Raw genomic sequence first — 19,764 nt, forward strand, 5'->3', positions numbered from 1 at the left:
AGGGAACTGACCATGACTATTCACCAGTTGCTTTCAGCCAGCCAAAGCTCGCCTCAGACGCAGTCTCATGGCACTTTCAGCCGGCAAGATTCTCCCAACGGTTTTTTCCAGCAGGCGTTTTCACAAGCTTCTGCCGCGCAACGCTTGTCGGCACCTACGCTTAGTGAGAATGGCTCGTTACAGACAGCTTCACACCAAGCACAGCTCAATACACTCGGTAGCCTCTTATCTGACGCGCTAGAAATGGATAGCGAGGATTTGAACGCCGTCCTTGAAGCACTCGGGCTTGATCTCAGTGAAAGCGACTTATCTGATCTACTGGCTCAGCTTGAACTGCCGAATTCAAAGATCAAAGTAGACACGCTGGAGCTTAAGGGTGCGGAATCTGCCACGCCCCTTGACGAGATTGCTGCTCGTCTCGCCCTAATGGCTTCATTTTCTGAAAGTAGCCCTCAAGCACAGCCTGAATCACCAATGACTCCGGCTGCCTTCGAGATCATTACAGAACAGTTAAATATTAATCAGGATCAAGTCAACGAGCTTGCAGCAGCATTGAATTCCCTGATGAACCAAGCTCAAAGCGCCCAGCCTTTAGCTACTGCTTCTACACAGGATGGCAGCCCCTCTCTAGCGCTAGAGACTGTCGCCGAGCAGCTTAATATTAGCCAAGTTGAAGCAGCACAGTTGGTCTCCGCGCTAAATGGCCTGATTGCCCAACGCCAGGGTGGTCAGAGCGATCAATCCTTGCCTGTTGATACAGCTCGCTTAACCAGCGCTCCTGCACCGGCTATGGACATTCAGGCTGCTCCACGAGCTCAATCTGATACTTTCTTTGCGCAAGTTAATACCAGCGCTGCCGCCACCTCACAGATCAGCAGCGAAGCCCTAATGAGGGCTCTAATGACGCTTGAGGGAGCACCAAAAGGAAGTCAATCCAGTGAGCACTTACCTACAGGCTTTTCGTTAGCCGCTGGCAGTGGTCCGTTAGCTTCAACACCTTCTGCACAAGGGTTTACTCCCACAGTCGCCCCGACACCCGCTGCCTTAACAACGCCCTTTACAAGCCCTGCCTGGCCACAACAGCTTGGCCAACAGTTGGTGCAGATTTCACAGCGTGGGGGCGAACAACACGTCCAAATGCAGTTGAATCCAGCAGAGCTAGGGCCGCTATCTATCTCTTTAAAATTTGGTGAACAAGGGGCGCAAGCACACTTTTTGTCCGCCCATGCTCAGGTGCGACAAGTACTTGAACAAGCGATTCCTCAATTAAGGGAAGCATTGGCTGAACAAGGTATTTCGCTAGGCGAGACATCGGTAGGAGAACAGCGAGACCCTAATGCACAGGGCTTTGCCCAATCAGGCGGTGGACGAGGCACAGGAATAGGCAGTGACAGTGGCGATGAAGGCGAGGGTGAGAAACTCTCGTTAAGTGCCGAAAGCAGCCCACTGATCATCGATGGACGAGTCGACCTTTACGCTTAGCCCTTTACGCTTAATAGGGGTCGCCTGACTCTGTATGATTATTCTGGTGCCGAGCACACGAGATAACTAAACCAAAAGATAGGCTTGCCAAACAAGCCTGTTCATTTCATCACCAGCATGCGCTTTAGGCATAATACTTTGCTAGTGATACGCATGGAGTTCACAGGAATCGCAAATGGCAGAAACAAGCGGCGGGTCAAAAAAACTGCTCTGGATAATGATTATCTTGGTGCTGCTGTCGTCGATAGGCGCAGCGGTCGCTATTTATATGGTAATCGACCAGCGTAAAGATGGTACAGAAACGGCAGAAGTGCAGCAGGCGATGGAGCGCGCGACGCCCATTTTTATGCGCATTGAACCCTTTACCGTCAACCTCGTCGATGACGGCTATGGCTCACGTTTACTCTATACAGGCGTGACCCTTCGCGTTGGGAACGAGGAAAGCAAAGTCATTCTTGAAGAACATATGCCCCAAGTGCGTAGCCGTTTATTAATGCTGCTTTCCGGCAAGCAGGCTGATGAACTTACCTCAACGGAAGGTAAACAGCAGCTTGCTCAGTCGATTGTTGACCGACTAAACGTCCCGTTAACGGAAAATCAGCCGCCGCTTGATTTGCGTGAAGTTTTATTCACTGAATTTATTGTGCAATAACCTCGGGAACTGGAGCCGTTCATGTCACAGGACGATCTACTGTCCCAGGAAGAAATTGATGCCCTGCTAAAGGGTGTTAGCGGAGACGATGAGTCATCGCCTTCCTCTTCCCAAACGCAAGATGAATCGCGTATTCGCGCTTACGATCCGGCGACTCAGCATCGCGTTATTCGTGAGCGCTTGCATGCGCTGGATTTCATCAATGAGCGTTTCGCTCGTTACTTCCGTAACGGGCTGTTTAACCTATTACGGCGTAGTGCAGACATCACAGTAGAGTCGGTACGCTATCAAAGCTTTAGCGAATTTTCTCGCAATGTTCCCGTACCCACGAACCTGAATATTGTGTCGATGAAGCCGCTGCGCGGCTCTGCACTTGTGGTGTTCCCACCTAACCTCGTTTTTATGGTGGTGGACAACCTTTTCGGTGGCGATGGTCGTTTTGTCACTAAATCGGACGGCCGCGAATTTACCAACACTGAACAACGTATTATCCAGCGCCTGCTCAATCTGGCAATTGATGCTTATCAAGAAGCCTGGAAGGTCGTTTACCCACTTGATGTGAGTTTTTTGCGCTCAGAAGTACAGTCAAAATTTGCCAACATCACTAACTCACCTAACGAAATCGTGGTGAATACCAAGTTCAATATTGAAGTTGGCAATCTATCAAGCAATTTCCAGATATGCATGCCTTACGCCATGATCGAGCCGTTGCGGGATTTATTGGCCAACCCGATCAACGATAGTAACCACGACCAAGATGGCAGTTGGTCGCGCCGTATGGCGAGTGAGCTACGTCAATCAGAAGTAGAGTTGGTGGCAGAGTTTGCGCAGATACCCAGCCGTATCGCCCATGTAATGGGGCTAAAGAAGGGTGATGTCCTCCCACTAGAAATTCCAAGCTCAATTACAGCCAGTGTGGATGGTGTGCCTGTTATGCAGTGTGAGTACGGCAGCCAACGTCAACAGCATGCGCTGCGTGTCTTACATCTGATCGACCATGCCGCTATGAACAGCGCATCGTCCAAAGACTTTATTAAAGTGCCTACGCGACAGAAAGCCAAGGAATCCAAAGCATGACTGATCCCAATAAGCCTAATCAGAACGTCTCTGAAGACGATTGGGCGGATGCCATGTCCGAGCAAGAAGAGACGGCCTCCAGCGCCGACGCCGCCAGCGAAGAGGAAGATCCGTGGGCAGCTGCCATGGCAGAGCAGGAAGCCGCTGAAGAGAGCTCAGAAGAGCCTGCTGACGAGCCAGAAGCCAAAGCGCCCGCTAAAGCCGCGAGTGATGACGTGTTTCGCCCGTTAAGCCCAGACAGCGGTTCCTCGCAGGCGCGTGAGCTTGAGATGATCATGGATATCCCGGTGAAGCTCACTGTGGAGTTAGGTCGTACCAAGCTAACCATTAAGCAATTGCTGGAGTTAGCACAAGGCTCTGTTATTGAGCTTGAAGGGCTCGCCGGTGAGCCGATGGATATCTTGATTAATGGCTATTTAATTGCTCAAGGGGAAGTCGTTGTTATTGAAGATAAATACGGGATTCGTATCACTGAAATCGTCACACCTTCCGAACGAATTCACAAATTGAACCGATGAGTGTTACTACCACCTCGGCGCAGAATGGCTCGCTTGATGCACTAGGCAATGGGGGCGAGTCATTAGTGGGCATGGCTATGCTGGGTAAAACCGCCGCCGCTTTAGCCCTCGTTATTGCGATCATTTTAATTTGTACGGCGCTTTTAAAGCGTTGGAGCAACCACACCACTCGTCATGGCGCTCACTTACGTGTCGTGGGCAGCACGGCGGTGGGCAACCGTGAACGTGTTGTCATCGTTGAAGTGGAAGATACATGGCTGGTTATTGGCGTTGGCGGGGGACGTATTACTAAGTTACACGAACGCCCGGCGCCAGAAGAGCGCGCCCCCACCGCCTCATCTCCTCCGTCTTCGCGCTTTGCGCGACGCTTATCTAAAGCGCTAGCCGCTAGCCAGCGCAAAGGGTCAGCCGCTCCCTCCGATCCCTATAAGACGCCATGAGGCAATGGATGCACCTTTCTTGGCCCTGTTTTTTTAAGCCATGTGTTTCAAAAGATTATATTGCTAACCGTGGTAGTCAGCGCTGGCTATGGCTGATTACCGCTATGGTTGTGTGCTTTATCGCCGCGCCAGCGCATGCTCAGCAAATACCCGGGATTATCTCGCAGCCCTTAGAGGATGGCGGGCAACAGTGGTCGCTTTCGCTGCAAACCCTGCTCTTTCTGAGCTCGCTAGCGTTTTTACCTTCAATGCTGCTGATGATGACCAGTTTTACACGCATCATCATTGTGCTTAGCCTATTGCGTACAGCAATGGGCACCCAGGCAACACCGCCCAATCAAGTGCTCTTGGGGATCGCACTGTTCTTAACTTTTTTTATTATGTCGCCGGTATTGGCACAGGTCTATGACAACGCCTGGGTGCCACTGACTAATGAAACAATAAATTTTGAAGAGTTTTTATTACTTGCCCAAGACCCCTTTCGTGAATTTATGCTTGCCCAAACCCGCGAGCCCGACTTGGCTTTATTCGTTCGCTTGGCGGATGTAGGCCCTATGCAAGGACCAGAAGAGTTGCCTATGCGTGTTTTGTTGCCTGCCTTTGTTACCAGCGAACTGAAAACCGCTTTTCAAATTGGCTTTACTATTTTTATTCCGTTCTTAATCATCGACCTAGTTGTCGCCAGCACGCTGATGGCACTGGGGATGATGATGGTACCGCCCATCACAATCTCGTTACCCTTTAAACTGATGCTGTTCATTTTAGTGGATGGTTGGCAGCTTATTATTGGCTCGATGGCTGAAAGCTTTTACATGATATAGCGTGTTGTTGAAATAGCTTTTTATATCAAATAAGCCGTGGCGTTTTATACGCCACATAGGATTTCTACGATGACCCCTGAAATGGTGATGAGCATTGCGTACCAAGGCATGCGTGTAACGCTTCTCCTTGCTGGTCCCATGCTGCTGGCAGCGCTATTCACCGGCCTTATCATTAGTCTGTTTCAAGCCGCGACTCAGATAAATGAAATGACGCTGACATTTATTCCTAAAATCCTTGCCGTGTTTGCGGTGCTGGTGTTTGCTGGCCCCTGGCTGATTGGCTTAATTACTGACTTTACACACCGCCTATTTACCAACATCCCTAATATGGTGATGTAAGCCGATGGTCGAAGTCACTTTCGCACAGCTACAAGGGTGGCTAGTGGCTTTTTTATGGCCGTTTGCGCGCATCACTGCCTTTATGGCCGCCTCCCCGCTTTGGGGGCACTCGAGTGTTCCCAATCAAGCCAAAGTCGGCCTTGCTGCCCTCATTGCCTTTGTGATTGCGCCGATTCTACCAACTATGCCGGCTATCGCCATCATGTCCTGGGCTGGCGTCGGCATTATGATCGAACAGATACTGATTGGCTTGGCGATGGGTCTCGTCATGCATATCATGTTTGCGGTTGTTCAAGCAGCCGGGGACTTTATCGGTCTTCAAATGGGCCTAGCATTTGCGAGCTTTTTTGATACAGCGAGCGGCACCAACATTATGGTGCTATCGCGTATTCTCTATATGATCACACTGCTCATGTTCTTGGCGATGAATGGCCATTTAATGGTGCTTGAAACCTTGATTATGAGCTTCCAAACGCTACCCATTGGCATTGGGACGTTCAACCCAGATGCGTTTATTTTGCTAGCCCGCTACGCGGGGACGATTTTTGCGGCGGGTATGTTATTGGCACTGCCGCTAGTGGGCTCCCTACTAACCATCAATCTGGCATTGGGCATACTGAACCGTTCCGCCCCTCAGCTCACCGTCTTCAATATTGGTTTCCCTACCTCGCTCATCGTGGGTCTGATATTGATGATGGTATTAATGACCGATATTAGCCGCTTTCTGCAGCGGCTATTTACTCAAGGATTAGACTTTCTGCAAAACCTAATCGAAACAATGGCACCTTTAACGTAAAAACCCCATGCTTTTTGTAAAGCCTGGGGTTTTTTAGTAAACCGTGTAAGAACAAAACGCTCGTTACATATAGTTAAATAGCGATAAGCCTTTAATATCGACAAACGCTTTTTGCGCTGCCTGCATACCTACTTGGCGCAAGCTATACTCAGAAATGGCTTCTGCGTAATCAAGATCGACCAGATCGGACAACGTTTGCTCATAGTTCAGCATACGGTTACTACCGACAGCATCAATAACATCAAGCTCATTGAGCCGCGCACCAGCAGAAGCGCGTACGGTTAGGGCATTATCTAGGCTGTTGTCCAGATCGCGCATAGCAGTATTCAAAGTGTTGCGCAGGTCAGCTTTTTTGGTTGGATCATCCGCTGGAAAATCCAAAACCCTGATAGCTTCTTCCATGGTTCGAAAGAGATCAGCACCACGAACGTCCCCACCAGCTTGTGCCACTAAAATCTCATCGTCTTTAGCTGGTTCACCCTCTAACGTAATATTAATACCGCCAAAGGATAACTGCTGACCTGCTCCCGTATATTCACCTTCAGCAACCAAACTACCAGCATCGGTTTGCCATTCATCATCTTCAAAACGCTGTACTTGGTAGATAAACTCACTTTTAGGGTCAGCGCCAGTATTTTCAGTGAATACAATGCGGTAATTGTCACCGTAGCCCTCGGCGTTTACATCACTTATCTGCGGACCAGTGAATGTTACGGTGCCATCGTTTCTAGCGCCCTCTCCAACTAGGCGCTCGCCCTGGGCACTAGTCTTGACCGACTCAGCTATATAGCCCGCACCGCTTGGAACGCTCTTGAAGATAGTCTCGCCATTATCGTTAACCGGCATTAGCCGCGAAGCATCCACGCGCTGTTCGCGTACATTACTATCGCCCTGATACTGCACACTGCCATCGGCTGACTTTACGAACGGCGGGGCATTATCTTTATAGCCCCCAAACAGGTAACGACCGTTACCATCAGTGGCATTGGCTTGGCCCAGCATCGTTTCATAAACGCCTTTGAGCTCACTGGCGATTGACTCACGATCCACGTCACTCAGCGTGTCACTCGATGCTTGAATCAAGAGTGTTTTGGCGCTAGTCACCGCATCGCTAACACTGTTTAAGATGCTTTCAGTCTGTGATAGCGAATTACGTGCCGATACTCGCGCATCGGCATACTGCTGTGTAACGGCTTTTGACTGGTCTACGCCCACTGCCCGTGAAGCAGCTTGTGGGTCATCAGAAGGATTCACTACCCGTCGGCCACTGGCAATCTGCTGGCTAACTTTCAAGAAATCGCTCTGTTGACGATTAATAGAAGCCGTACTTTGGTCGTACATAGTTACGCTGCTAATGCGCATGAAATAGACTCCTATAAGTTAGCTTCGCAGACCTAAAATGGTGTCAAAAATATTGGAAGCCGTATCAATCACACGTGCGTTCGCTTGATAATACTGCTGAAAGCGGATCAAATTAGCAGCTTCTTCATCTAAGCTAACGCCTGATTCAGACTGCTGTACTGCCTTTAATTGATCGGTTAAACCTTGGCGTGCATCTAAATTAACTTGAACAATATTAGTTCGATTACCTACATCACTGACAATAGATGCATAAGCACCGCTGACAGAAGCACTCCCCCCCACAATCGATTCAGCCTGCATATTCTGCAGTGCCAGGGCGTTACGATTATCGCCCGCGCTAGCGTCACTTCGGCTGATGACAAGACTAGCTTCGCCGACTGGAAGTGCATCCAGGGTAAAGCTTAGACCGTCAATACTGATTTTGTCTCCCGCTTCCAGAGGTGTACCAGAAGTAAGGACTGAATCACCCCGTGTAACGGTCACTGTTGGTGTTGTCGGCATAACCGCCAGGTCACCAGTATCGTCAACATTTAGTTCATAACTCTCGTTATCGCTAAAAGCACCGCTTGCAGCAGTTAGTTCGCTAATGTCCAAATCACCTTTACTTTCAACCAAGCTGGCCGCAGCAATTTTATCTAGATCCGTAATATTGCTATCCATACCGCCAGCGGCGCGGCGAACGGGCTGTACTTCAAAACGATCTCCGTTTTGAGCCGTATTAAGATCCGTAAAAACGACATTGACACCGCCAAAGCTTAGCGTGTCTGTAGTATCCTCGAATTCAACATCGACTAACGAACCATCATCTTTACGAGTAACTTCAAATGTTGGTGGTGTAGCTGCAGCGTCAGTCACTTTAATAGAGTAATCGGTCGCTTTTAATGCACTGATATCTTCCAGGTCAAAAGTCGCTTCAACGCTAGCGCTGCCACCATTCTCAGCATTAAAGTAAGCATTTGGCTTACCTAAGCTGAAAAACGCTTCGCCTTGATCTCCTTGTAAATCTACTCCTTGCTGATGCTGCTCATTAAAAGCTAATGCCAATGAGGAGGCTAACTGGCCAATTTGATTCTGCGTTTTATCTAGCGTGTCTGAGCGAAAGCTCATCAAACCACCTAACGCGCCACCGCTAATCAATCCCTCGTCTAAAGCAACTAAATTTCCGTTTCCTTGGGCTCCCTCTCGGTAACCCACTACCACTCTTTGCGGATCACTTTGCGACTCTATCGCTTCAAGTTTATAAGCGGTATCACCGGTAACAAGCGGCTGGCCATTAGGAAGAGTTAGATTATAGGTTTTACCATCTTGGATATTAAGGCGCACATCCAATCTTTCGTTTAACTCGGAAATCATCTGATCACGCTGATTTAATAGGCTATTCGGTGCTTCACCTAATTGCGCTCTTGCTAGAGAAATTTCACGGTTAATCGATGCGATTTGAGTCGTCGTATTATTAATTTGAGTGATTTCATCTTTTATTTGCCCATTAACACCTGACTGCAAATCTTGGAGATAACCATCAAACGAACGGAACTGGGCAGACAATGTATTAGCAGAGCCTAACACACCCTGGCGCGATGCAGGGTCAGAAGGTGCGCTGGCCAAATCTTCAAGGGAGGAAAAAAAATCCTGCATCAATGGTGCCAAACCAGCTTCACGATCGGCAAGCAAGTTATCGATTTGCGTGACTTGCGTGCTATAAACATTTAGAGCACTAGACTGGGATTTGGCATTATTCAGCTGAGCAGCGACAAATGTGTTGTATTGTCGTTCAATATCCGCGACGCGCACGCCAGAGTTATTATTACTTTCGTTAAGAACCGTAATTTCCCGATTGTAGCCAGGCGTATAGACATTACTAATATTATTACTAACCGTATTCAGGGCATTCTGTGCCGCATTAAGGCCGCTTAACCCAATCGAAAACATGCTCATGGTTCAATTCCTTAGGCTGATACCTATACATGTTACAAGTATCGGCAGTGCGCAAAAAAACTTGAGGAAAGGGCTAGCGAGAATCTGCCAGGAAATCGTCACCCGCGTTAAGCGGCCCCATCGACTTCATTACTGCCACTAGTTTATCGGCATAACGCGGGTCAGTGGCATAACCACCACGCTGTAACTCTTGCGCTGCCTGCTCGGCACTCGGTGCCTGGACAACACCGGCATAGCGCGGGTTATTACTGATCAGGCTGGCATAGTCGGTAAAAGCGTGCTCAAACGACTCGTAAACGCGGAATGTGTCGACTACCGGAGTACGTCGCCCATTGATATATTCATGCGTCACAATGTCAGTTGTTTCGCCCTGCCAATGGCTACCTGCTTTGATACCAAACAAGTTATGGCTGTTATTTCCATTGCGAGTGGCAATTTCGTGCCGACCCCAGCCCGTTTCTAACGCCGCCTGGGCCAAAATTAATTCAGCAGGAACGCCAGTGTTGGCACTAGCCGCCTGGGCTGGCGCCGCTAACGTTTGCATAAATTGGTCAATGTGACCTGAAGCTGTCGGCTCTCGCTGATTTAACGCGGACTCATCGACTGTATTACCTTTCTCCACACCTTGGCGAATGGCCTCAAGCTCAGCCAGGAATTGCCCGCTGCCCTGTGAGCTTGTTGTGCCAGTAGCGCCCGGATCTACCGAGAAAGAGTCATCAAGTATTCGGGGCGTGCCACGGGGAATACCGGCGATTAGGGCTTGCAGCTCTTGATCTGCATTGGCTGCTGGCTCTGCTTTTGAAATAGCACCTTGGCGCTCTAACTGCTCAACGAGAACATCCGCAAGGCCCATGCCACGCGAAGCCATCACTTGGGACCACTGTTGATCCAGCATCGATTGATAGGTATTCGTCGCGCTGCTATTCATCAGTCCTGAGGTGGGTGTCGCTTCGCGCATACTCTTCATCATCATCTGAATAAACAACGCTTCAAATTGCTGGGCTGCGCCATCTACGCCAGCTTCAGGGTCGACTCGGGCGGTGTGTTGAAGCCGTTGAAAGCCGCTCACATCCAGGGCGAACTGACTGCTCATATCATTCGCGCTCATTAAATGACCTCCAGCTCAGCGCGTAGCGAACCCGATGCTTTTAACGCTTCTAGAATCGACATTAAATCCTGGGGTGTGGCGCCTAACGCATTCAATGCATTGACCACTTCGTTGAGCTGCGCGCCTTCTACGATTTGCAGATAAGCCTCTTGCTGATCAATTTCAATATCCGCATCAGGTACGACGACCGTCTCTCCCTCGCCAAACGGGTTAGGCTGGCTAACGCCAAACTGGGTATCAATCATGATCGACAGACTGCCGTGGGCTACCGCCGCTTCTCGCAATGTGACGGCACTGTTCATTACGACCGAGCCGGTACGTGAATTCAGCACAACAAGCGCTGGTGCCTCAGTAGGTGTTACCTGAACGTTTTCGACACGGGCCATAAAGTTGACCCTTGCATTGTCATCGGTAGGGCCATCCAGGGCGATGACTCGACCATTTCGTGCGTAGGCAACCGACTGGCCAAACTCGTTATTAATCGCCGTCACCATGCGCTGAACGGTGCCAAAATCGGAATCGTTGAGCTGTAATTCAAGCATCCCACCGTTACTGCCCAGGTTAAGCGGCACTTCTCTTTCCACCAGGGCACCATTGGGGATACGGCCTGAGGCCTGTTGGTTAATCTGAACGCTACTGCCACCAGCCTGTGCACCCGCCCCACCTACGAGCATATTGCCTTGGGCAATCGCATAAGTATCCCCGTCGGCACCTTTTAGCGGCGTCATTAACAGCGTACCGCCTCGCAAGCTGCGCGCATTGGCAATCGACGAAACCACTATATCCAACCGCTGGCCCGGCCTGGAAAATGGCGGGAGATCAGCCGTTACCATCACTGCAGCCACGTTGCGCAATTGTAAGTTCGTACCTGCAGGTACCGTCACCCCAAGCTGGGAAAGCATGTTGGTCAGGCTTTGACTGGTGAAAGGCGCCTGGGTTGTTTGGTCACCGGTGCTATCAAGGCCCACGACTAACCCATAGCCCACCAGCTGGTTATCGCGGACACCGGCAAAGCTCGAAAGCTCGCGAACACTCTCCGCTTGGGCGGGTAGTGCCAGTGAACACATCAGCACTAAGACACCCAGCTGAACCAACCAGGTGTTGCTTGTTCGATAACCACTTAATCGCATCGCTATTGCCCGTCGTAACAGTGTTATTGGTCGCTTTAACATTGATAGCTCCAAATAGGGGCTAGAATGGCGAGACGTTTAAGAAGAAACGTTGTAGCCAACCCATGTGCTGCGCTTCGTTGATATAACCGTCACCCACATACTCAATACGCGCATCAGCCACCTGAGTGGAAGGAACGGTATTTTGTGCGGTAATCGTGCGCGGGTTAACCACGCCTGAAAAACGGATAAACTCCGTTCCCTGATTGATGGCAATTTGCTTCTCGCCCCGTACACGTAAATTGCCGTTATTCATGACTTCTAACACCGATACGGTAATCGTACCGGTAAAGGAGTTATTCGCCTGCGACCCACCACTGCCGGTAAAATCGTTCTCACCGGAAACATCGTAGCCGTACTCAGCAAGAGTATCGAGAATATCTGGAAGCTCTGCCAATTCCAGGCTAGCACTGCCACTACGACCTGCGTTGGACTGCGAATTCTTGCTCGCACTGACTTCTTCATCCAACACAATGGTCAAAATATCGCCAATCGAGCGCGGCCGGCGATCTTCAAAAAGCGGCTGATACCCTTGCCTTGCCTGATAAATAGAGCCATTAGGGATGGGTGGTGGACGATCAACAATACTGATCTGCTCCTGCTCTCCCACCACTGAGGCTCTTGGAATTTGAGCGCACCCGGCAACCACCAGTATTAAGAGCGCCAAGCCAGCTAGTGCAATACGACGTAACATTGGGTGCAACTCCAGCATGACGCAACCTGTTAGTAAACTTTATTGAAAAACCGTTACAGCTGGCTCAAGCGTGCCAACATTTCATCGCTGGTAGAGACCGCTTTGCTATTAATTTCATAGGCGCGTTGGGTCTGAATCATATTGACCATTTCTTCAACCACATTAACGTTGGACGTTTCTACATAGCCTTGGAATAGACGCCCAGCGCCGTTCATTCCGGGCATATTTTCGTTAGGTGCGCCTGAGGCCCCTGTTTCAAGATAGAGGTTGCCCCCAACACTTTCTAAACCTGCCGGGTTAATAAAGGTACTGACGGTGATTTGCCCAACTTCATTATCAATAGCCACGCCTGGCTGGCGGACGCTCACCGTACCGTCTTCACCTACATTCACTGACAGTGCGTTGGGAGGTAAGAAAATAGCAGGCTCAACGGGATAGCCATTAGCCGTCACCATCTGGCCATTTTCGTTTAGCTGAAAACTGCCGTCGCGGGTATAAGCATTAGTCCCGTCGGGCATCAATACCTGAAAAAAGCCTTCGCCATCAATGGCTAGATCACGCGAGTTTTCCGTTTGCTCTAAACCACCTTGGGTATGCAAACGCTCAGTGGCCACCGCGCGAACACCGGTACCAATTTGCATGCCTGAGGGCAGGCGATCCTGAATATTGTTCTGAGCCCCTGGCTGACGCATATTTTGATATAACAAGTCTTCAAACACGGGACGTGAGCGTTTGAAGCCATTGGTACTGACGTTGGCCAGGTTATTTGAAATGACATCTAGCTTGGTTTGTTGCGACTCTAGACCGGTTTTAGCGGTCCACAATGACTTAATCATAATTATGCTCCCTTGGCCGACTGACTCACATCAGCATTGAATGGCCAACATCAACCTTGAATAGATAGAATGCCGTTGGCACGCTGGGCGTTTTCGTCAGCGGTACTGAGCACTTTCATCTGCATATCGTAACGGCGTGCCACATCGATCATTGAAACCATGGCATCGACGGCACTCACGTTGCTGCCCTCAAGCGCGCCGCTCACTAGCTTGGCATTCTCGTCGGCGGGCAAGGCGCCCGGTCCACCTTCCTCATTAGGAGGTGCACGAAACAGGCCGTCCTCACCACGGGTTAGCGCTCCCTCTTCGGGTGTCACTAACTTAATCCGCCCTACTTCGACGAGCGCTTCTGGCCCTACGCCCTCGGGAATGGCACTAATGGTCCCGTCGGCACCGATAGAGACTTGCGCGCCTTGCGGCACGGCAATAGGGCCACCTTCCCCCATCACCGGGCGCCCTACATTAAGCAGAACCCCATCACTGTCAATTTGGAGATCGCCGCGCCGCGTATAGGTTTCGGTACCATCGTCCGCCTGCACTGCCATCCACGCATCGCCCTGCATCGCGACATCAAGTGTGCGCCCCGTAAACTCAACGGGCCCCTGTGAAAAGTCACTGCCGGGCGTGGTGGTCACCGCTGACGTCCGCGTTGCCAGCAACGCCTCACCCTGCACGGGCACAGAACGAGCAGTCTGTAGCTGGGCACGAAAACCAGTAGTACTCACATTCGATAGGTTATTACTCACTATCGACTGTTGATCCATACTGTTTTTGGCGCCACTCATGGCGGTATAGAGCATTCGATCCACGGTACTTACTCCTTACAAGATTGACCGACTATTAAAGATTAATAATGGTCTGCAGGAGCTCGTCCTGGGTACTAATCGACGTCGAGTTCGCTTGGTAAGCACGCTGGGCAACGATGGTATCCACCAGCTGTTTTGCTAGGTCAACGTTGGAGTTTTCCAACACGCCAGACTCAATGGTGCCGAATACGCCGGTACCACCAGTACCTATAATGCCGATACCTGAGGCATTGGTTTCGCGCCATGCGTTGTCGCCTATAGACTGGAGGCCCTCTTCGTTTGCAAAGTTAGCTAATACAATTTGCCCTGCATCACGGCGCTCTTCGTTGGTATAAATACGAATAACACGACCATCGCGTGTTATTTCTAACCCAGCGAGGCTGCCGGAGGTATAACCATCTTGCGTCAGTGTATTTTGCACAGAGTTATTGTTGAACTGGGTAGTTCCAGTCAGTGCAAAATCATAGTTAAGCGGATCAGCACCATCACCCACAATAAATTCTAAATTTGCAAAGGCTTTCGTTAGGCCTGCATTGTCTACCGAGGCTTGGTTGAATGCTTGAGTCGCATCTTGACCATTGGCGGAAGCATTATCTACATCAAGATTCACTGGGGTAGTAGCCGTACCAAAAGCAAGCCGATAACCGGCATCAGCGACACCAACTATATCGTCTTCATCTCTAAGTCCAGCCCCTGCCCCATCAAGATCGCTATATTTAGCAAGCTGTCCATTACTGTTAAACTTCAGCCAGAACGAATTCTCCAGATCTTGCGCAGCATTATCCACTCCATCAAATGAAAGCTTCCCATCAACAGCTTGAAACGCTTTCCAGGTATTATCATCTACCTTTTCATAATACATCGTAATATTGCGTTCATTTCCCAAGGAATCGAACGTAGTGAAACTATTGGAAAAGTGATACGAAACATCGAGTTCAAGTGGATCGCCTGTTGCATCAAAAGCACCGTCGTTATCAACCGTGATTAAATCACCATTTCCATCCACTGCTTGGACAGTTGCTTGCTGCAAACCCTGTCCTGGTACTGTACTGGCATTCAAATTATAGGTAGCTGCCACGTCCGCAGTAGCCTTTGCAGGAATGTCAGCTGATGAAATATTTAGCGCTTCAGGGGCTCCTCCTGGCACAACAGCTGAAAACGGATCATTAGGATCAGAAAGACCATACCCCGTTAACCGCTGGCCTGATGCATTCACCAAAAAGCCTTCATTATCTTGGCTAAATTGACCATTTCGAGTATAAGCGGCTTCACCACTCGTTTGTTCAACCCGGTAAAAACCTTCACCAGCCACTGCCAGATCCAAAGTGCGACCCGAGGTTTCCAAATCACCTGCCGCAAAGTCTTGACGAACATCTGAAATTTTTACGCCCAGGCCCACTTGGCTACTTGCACCGGCAAATACATCAGAAAATATTGCACCTGAGCTTTTAAAGCCGACCGTTTGCGAGTTCGCAATATTATTACCTAAGATCTTTAGGTTTTCTGACTGTGCATTCAGACCGCTTAGTGCTTGAGAAAAACTCATTTCATTCTCCTAGAAGACAATTTATGTTACTAAATCAAAGGATTTGTTTAACATCATTCAGGCTGATTTGACCATAAATCGCCCCTAGGTCCAGCCGAACACCACCGTTAACATCGTTAGGTGTCACGCTATTGACGATCGCATAGTTAAGCGCGGTTGATTCAATGGCTTCGCCTTCAGCGTCCGTCGCCTCTAACTGAACGGCATAGCGATTACTGGCAACCACCTCGCCCTGGTCATTCTCCCCGTCCCACTTGAAAGACTGCACACCCGCATCAACTGCCCCTAAATCATAACGGCGAATAACTTGGCCACCCTGGCCAACTATCGTCGCTTGAACATTGGCGGCGGGCTGGTCTAATTCAATCCCAAAAGGTGTTGAGTAAGGTTGACCTTCGCTATCTTGCTCCAACATGATTTGACGCCCAGGTACCATGACCCCCTGGCCAATCAACCCGCTCGCCTGCAATGCCTGATTGGCATCCATTTGGCTGGTGATGCTCTGTAACGTGCTATTCAGCTGCTCAATACCGCTTACCGTGTTGATCTGTGCGATTTGAGACGTCATCTCCGCGTTTTCCATGGGTTTAAGCGGGTCTTGATTTTGCAATTGCGTAATCAATAGCGTCATAAAGCTATTACGCAGCTCGTCTGATTGACTCTGCTTTAGCTGAATACCACCACCATTGATATTCGACAACGTGGTTGGATCAATAGTACTCATTGTTAGCCCTCTCCCAGCGACAGCGTCTGCATCAGCATCTGCTTACTGGTATTAAACACTTCAACGTTGGCTTGATAGGAGCGCGAGGCAGAAATCATATTGACCATTTCATGTACTGGCTCAACGTTGGGTTTTGCTACGTAACCCTCTTCATCCGCTGCCGGGTGGTTGGGCATATACTCCATGCGTAGCGGTGAGTCGTCTTCCACCACTTCGGTCACTCGCACACCGCCAACGCCATAGCGGTTGCCTTGTGCCTGAGTCTCAAACATGACCTGTTTTGCTCGGTAGGTTTCACCATCAGGCCCGGCAACGCTATCGGCATTGGCCATGTTGCTAGCGGTAACGTTCATTCGCTGGGACTGGGCACTCATTGCCGAACCGGCAATATCAAACGTAGAGAACATCGACATCGTTGCTTAACTCCTCACTAATTTGGCCTGGTTATTCGGGCTGCATGGCATTTTTCAGCCCTTGAATACGGCTGTTGAGCATCGTGAGGCCGACTTGATAACGAACAGCGTTATCAGCAAACTGCGTGCGCTCACGATCCATATCAACCGTATTACCATCCAAACTAGGCTGGTCGGGAATGCGGTAAAGTAAATCGGCGTTGCCCGCTCCGCGCCATGCGGGGCCTTCTCCAGCAATATGGCTACCAGCGGTACGCGCCAACGTCAGGCCGCCGCCGGTATTACTGGATGCATTCTGAGTACCGTCTACTGCTTTTTTCAGCTCACTAGCAAAATCGATATCACGCGCTTTATAGTTAGGCGTATCGGCATTGGCTATATTCGCCGCCAGCACTTCGTGGCGTGCCTGGCGCAAACCGACTGCTTGCTGATGATAGTTAAAGGCAGATTCCAGTTGATCAATCATGCCGACCCTCGCGTTGAGGCAAAAAATAAAATGGATTTTGTTGATGATGAAGAATACGTCTGTAACTGTCAGCCTAAAGCATGGAACAGCTGGCGTTTCCACCAGCATTTCGCGTGATACGGCTGCTACCTTTTCGTTACACTGACTGACCGGTAGCCTCATCAGCCTACTTCCCCAAGCTCTTCAGCAAGTGGCCCCTTCCATGCTACGAAAGCACGTTACTCAGCCAAGCATGCTTTGCTACTGGCAAGTGATTTTTTTATTGGCAATGCTAGCCGTTACAGCTTTGACTAAGGTTCAGGCTGATGACGACGCCCTGCTTCAGCAAGTACACCAATTTTTGTATCAGGAAACCCAGGCATTAGGCGAGGAAGTGGTGATTGATCTACGGCCACCTTCTCCACATTTGCCGGAATGCATTCAACCAGAGCCCTTTTTACCCAACGCAAACCAAGCCCCCTTGGGCCGCGTTTCCGTTGGGGTACGTTGCGGTGAAAACGGCCGACAAGTGCGTTACTTACAGGCTCAAATTGATGTCATTGGTAGTTATGTGGTGGCAGCGAGAGATATTGAGCGAGGCACGTTGATTACCTCGAATATGCTCAGCGAACGTGGTGGTAATTTAGGCGATCTTTCGGCGCAAGCTTTGACGGCTGAAGAAGACATCATAGGTAAAATCACCCAGCGCCCCATTCGCACTGGTAGCGCTTTTTTGGCTCATTACTTACAAGCTCCTGACTTGGTTGAACGTGGGCAGCGCGTTACTGTCGTAGCGCAAGGTTCAGCTTTTCGCGTTTCACGCGAAGGGGAGGCGCTAGAAAATGGCGCTCTTGGTGAACAAGTAAGGGTGCGTTTTGGATCACGCGAAATCATGACTGCCCGCGTCACTGATCGAGGTGTTTTGGTGGTGGATTTTTAACGCATCGCCTAAAGTTATACCCTGCGCTGCCGATATATGGCTATACAAGCTACACTAGGCGCCAAGCGCATCGACGTTGACGATGAGGCAGACAACGTGAAAATTGATAACATTAACTCGCTATTACGCTCGAATCCTACGCAGCAGCGGGATGAAACGCAAAAAGCGGAGAGCGTATCGCCAGCCACACCGGGCGGCATGACTCGTGAGTCGACCCAACTGAGTCAATCGAGTATTGATGAGTCTCAGGATATCGATACCGCCAAAGTTGAAGAGATTCGAGACGCTATTCGTGAAGGGCGCCTGGAAATGCGCGCGGACCGAATTGCTGACGGTTTAATTGCCAATCTTAAAGATTTATAGGGGACGCTTTAAATGAGCCTTGCATCTTTGCTTACCGACCAACGGCAGCGCCTTGATGCGTTAATTTCGTTGTTGTCCAACGAGCAAAACCTTTTGACGCAAGGTGACATTGACGGCGATGCGTTAGCTCAAGTCGCACACGAGAAGCAGTCATTATTAGCCGAGCTAGAGCGGATTGAAACTGTGCGCCGCAATGTACAGAAACGCCTCGGTTATGATGAAGGTGCTATTGGCGCTAGATCAGCAGCTGTTGATGCTGGCTGTCAAACAGCATGGGAAAGCCTGCTTGAAAAAAGTGAGCGCGCCTCACGCATGAATGATCTGACGGGACAAATGCTGTCAGTACGAATGAAGCATAACCAGGCAATGCTGGATTACATCCGCCAAATTGCAGAAAAAACGCTGTATAAGCCGGATGGTCGTAATAGTGCTCAACCTGGCAGAATCAACGCTTCCGCCTGATATATTCCCTCGACAAGTTCCCTGCATAACGTTTCAATGAAAGCCCTCCTCACTAGTAGGATTCCAAAGGCTTTCCATGTTCTATTTGCTGCCTCATCATTATACAGCGCTGGTTGTTGGCGCATCGGGAGGAATAGGTGCTGCCATCATTCAGCAGCTACTCTCTTCCTCCCAGGTCGGCCACATTATTACGGTAAGCCGTAAACCATCACAAATTGACCACCCACGCCTTACTCACCTGATGCTTGATGTTTCTCAAGAACAGGATAGGCAGGCACTTCAAAATGCATTGGCTGCCCGGCCTGTTCACTTCTTCTTTAATGCCATTGGCATACTTCATGATGAAGCCAAACAACTGGTTCCTGAAAAGCGACTGGATCAGCTGAGTGTTGAAAGCCTAACGCAGACAATGAATATCAACGCCTTTACGCCTATCTTGCTACTGGCGGCACTGAAAGACTCTTTCAAAGGGACACACCCTACAGTGATCGCCAGCCTTTCTGCGCGGGTTGGTTCAATCGAGGATAATCAGCTAGGCGGCTGGTACAGCTATCGTGCCAGCAAAGCAGCGCATAACATGCTGCTTAAGACGGCGTCAATAGAGCTCAAGCGGCTTAACAAACAATGCACCGTGTTATGCCTGCACCCTGGCACCACCGATACAGCGCTCTCTAAACCTTTTCAATCAAGGGTGCCTGACGAGAAGCTCTTCACGCCTGCATTTGTTGCAGAGCAGTTACTGGCAGTCATCGCTCAACGAACACCTGATGATAACGGTACTTTTTGGGCTTGGGATGGCCAATCTATTGATTGGTAAGAGTGAAATGTTTTTCTTT

Annotated in this window: 23 protein-coding genes; 12 read left to right on the forward strand and 11 right to left on the reverse strand. The window is 49.9% G+C overall.

The window, feature by feature from the left end; genetic code table 11:
* Positions 1-12: 12 nt before the first annotated feature.
* From CXF87_RS05745 to fliR, 8 genes are all read left to right on the forward strand, one after another.
* Positions 13-1,482 carry a flagellar hook-length control protein FliK gene (locus CXF87_RS05745; protein ID WP_101145839.1) on the forward strand — a complete coding sequence of 490 codons (1,470 nt, stop codon included), beginning with the start codon at positions 13-15 and terminating at the stop codon, positions 1,480-1,482.
* 175 nt (positions 1,483-1,657) lie between these two features.
* A complete protein-coding gene (gene fliL / locus CXF87_RS05750) occupies positions 1,658-2,134 on the forward strand; it encodes a flagellar basal body-associated protein FliL (protein WP_101145840.1) in 477 nt (158 codons plus the stop codon).
* A 21-nt stretch (positions 2,135-2,155) separates the two neighbouring features.
* A complete protein-coding gene (gene fliM / locus CXF87_RS05755) occupies positions 2,156-3,211 on the forward strand; it encodes a flagellar motor switch protein FliM (RefSeq protein WP_101145841.1) in 1,056 nt (351 codons plus the stop codon).
* Positions 3,208-3,729, forward strand: coding sequence for a flagellar motor switch protein FliN (gene fliN / locus CXF87_RS05760; RefSeq protein WP_101145842.1), 522 nt, complete (start codon positions 3,208-3,210; stop codon positions 3,727-3,729). Before fliM ends, fliN begins: the two co-directional genes overlap by 4 nt.
* Positions 3,726-4,169, forward strand: coding sequence for a flagellar biosynthetic protein FliO (gene fliO / locus CXF87_RS05765; RefSeq protein WP_101145843.1), 444 nt, complete (start codon positions 3,726-3,728; stop codon positions 4,167-4,169). The genes fliN and fliO overlap by 4 nt, the downstream gene beginning before the upstream one ends.
* An 8-nt stretch (positions 4,170-4,177) precedes the next feature.
* Entirely contained in the window at positions 4,178-4,990 is an 813-nt protein-coding gene (gene fliP, locus CXF87_RS05770) for a flagellar type III secretion system pore protein FliP (RefSeq protein ID WP_101145844.1), read from the forward strand.
* Between the two features lie 69 nt (positions 4,991-5,059).
* A complete protein-coding gene (fliQ, locus tag CXF87_RS05775) occupies positions 5,060-5,329 on the forward strand; it encodes a flagellar biosynthesis protein FliQ (RefSeq protein ID WP_101145845.1) in 270 nt (89 codons plus the stop codon).
* 4 nt (positions 5,330-5,333) lie between these two features.
* A complete protein-coding gene (gene fliR, locus CXF87_RS05780; RefSeq protein WP_101145846.1) occupies positions 5,334-6,125 on the forward strand; it encodes a flagellar biosynthetic protein FliR in 792 nt (263 codons plus the stop codon).
* Between the two features lie 63 nt (positions 6,126-6,188).
* Here the strand turns inward: fliR and flgL are convergent, their stop codons facing one another.
* The 11 genes from flgL to flgB form a co-directional block, all read right to left on the reverse strand.
* Positions 6,189-7,487 (reverse strand): flagellar hook-associated protein FlgL, encoded by a 1,299-nt coding sequence (gene flgL, locus CXF87_RS05785; protein ID WP_101145847.1) that lies wholly within the window; start codon positions 7,485-7,487, stop codon positions 6,189-6,191.
* 18 nt (positions 7,488-7,505) lie between these two features.
* Entirely contained in the window at positions 7,506-9,422 is a 1,917-nt protein-coding gene (flgK, locus tag CXF87_RS05790) for a flagellar hook-associated protein FlgK (protein WP_101145848.1), read from the reverse strand.
* Positions 9,423-9,495: 73 nt separating this feature from the next.
* Complete coding sequence (gene flgJ, locus CXF87_RS05795; RefSeq protein ID WP_101145849.1) at positions 9,496-10,530, reverse strand: flagellar assembly peptidoglycan hydrolase FlgJ; 1,035 nt, start codon at positions 10,528-10,530, stop codon at positions 9,496-9,498.
* Positions 10,530-11,660: a flagellar basal body P-ring protein FlgI gene (locus tag CXF87_RS05800; protein WP_101145850.1), complete on the reverse strand. Its 1,131-nt coding sequence runs from the start codon at positions 11,658-11,660 to the stop codon at positions 10,530-10,532. Before CXF87_RS05800 ends, flgJ begins: the two co-directional genes overlap by 1 nt.
* A 61-nt stretch (positions 11,661-11,721) precedes the next feature.
* The gene (locus CXF87_RS05805) at positions 11,722-12,411 is read right to left on the reverse strand and encodes a flagellar basal body L-ring protein FlgH (protein WP_101145851.1); all 690 of its coding nucleotides are present in this window, start codon (positions 12,409-12,411) and stop codon (positions 11,722-11,724) included.
* A gap of 35 nt (positions 12,412-12,446) precedes the next feature.
* Positions 12,447-13,229 carry a flagellar basal-body rod protein FlgG gene (gene flgG, locus CXF87_RS05810; protein ID WP_101145852.1) on the reverse strand — a complete coding sequence of 261 codons (783 nt, stop codon included), beginning with the start codon at positions 13,227-13,229 and terminating at the stop codon, positions 12,447-12,449.
* Between the two features lie 50 nt (positions 13,230-13,279).
* Positions 13,280-14,038: a flagellar basal-body rod protein FlgF gene (gene flgF, locus CXF87_RS05815; protein WP_101145853.1), complete on the reverse strand. Its 759-nt coding sequence runs from the start codon at positions 14,036-14,038 to the stop codon at positions 13,280-13,282.
* 31 nt (positions 14,039-14,069) lie between these two features.
* Entirely contained in the window at positions 14,070-15,581 is a 1,512-nt protein-coding gene (gene flgE, locus CXF87_RS05820) for a flagellar hook protein FlgE (RefSeq protein ID WP_101145854.1), read from the reverse strand.
* A gap of 34 nt (positions 15,582-15,615) precedes the next feature.
* The gene (locus CXF87_RS05825) at positions 15,616-16,305 is read right to left on the reverse strand and encodes a flagellar hook assembly protein FlgD (protein WP_101145855.1); all 690 of its coding nucleotides are present in this window, start codon (positions 16,303-16,305) and stop codon (positions 15,616-15,618) included.
* A gap of 2 nt (positions 16,306-16,307) precedes the next feature.
* Positions 16,308-16,718, reverse strand: coding sequence for a flagellar basal body rod protein FlgC (gene flgC / locus CXF87_RS05830; protein WP_101145856.1), 411 nt, complete (start codon positions 16,716-16,718; stop codon positions 16,308-16,310).
* A gap of 31 nt (positions 16,719-16,749) precedes the next feature.
* Positions 16,750-17,184, reverse strand: coding sequence for a flagellar basal body rod protein FlgB (gene flgB / locus CXF87_RS05835; RefSeq protein ID WP_101145862.1), 435 nt, complete (start codon positions 17,182-17,184; stop codon positions 16,750-16,752).
* Positions 17,185-17,386: 202 nt separating this feature from the next.
* Here flgB and flgA point away from each other — a divergent pair, with 202 nt between their 5' ends.
* The 4 genes from flgA (at position 17,387) to CXF87_RS05855 (ending at position 19,745) form a co-directional block, all read left to right on the forward strand.
* A complete protein-coding gene (gene flgA, locus CXF87_RS05840) occupies positions 17,387-18,103 on the forward strand; it encodes a flagellar basal body P-ring formation chaperone FlgA (RefSeq protein ID WP_101145857.1) in 717 nt (238 codons plus the stop codon).
* A 36-nt stretch (positions 18,104-18,139) separates the two neighbouring features.
* The gene (gene flgM / locus CXF87_RS05845) at positions 18,140-18,466 is read left to right on the forward strand and encodes a flagellar biosynthesis anti-sigma factor FlgM (protein WP_217908853.1); all 327 of its coding nucleotides are present in this window, start codon (positions 18,140-18,142) and stop codon (positions 18,464-18,466) included.
* A 12-nt stretch (positions 18,467-18,478) separates the two neighbouring features.
* Positions 18,479-18,928, forward strand: a complete 450-nt coding sequence (locus tag CXF87_RS05850) for a flagella synthesis protein FlgN (RefSeq protein ID WP_101145858.1) — start codon at positions 18,479-18,481, stop codon at positions 18,926-18,928.
* 76 nt (positions 18,929-19,004) lie between these two features.
* A complete protein-coding gene (locus CXF87_RS05855; RefSeq protein ID WP_101145859.1) occupies positions 19,005-19,745 on the forward strand; it encodes an SDR family NAD(P)-dependent oxidoreductase in 741 nt (246 codons plus the stop codon).
* Positions 19,746-19,764: the final 19 nt, after the last annotated feature.

Source organism: Halomonas sp. MES3-P3E, from assembly GCF_002836035.1.
GTDB lineage: Bacteria > Pseudomonadota > Gammaproteobacteria > Pseudomonadales > Halomonadaceae > Vreelandella > Vreelandella arctica.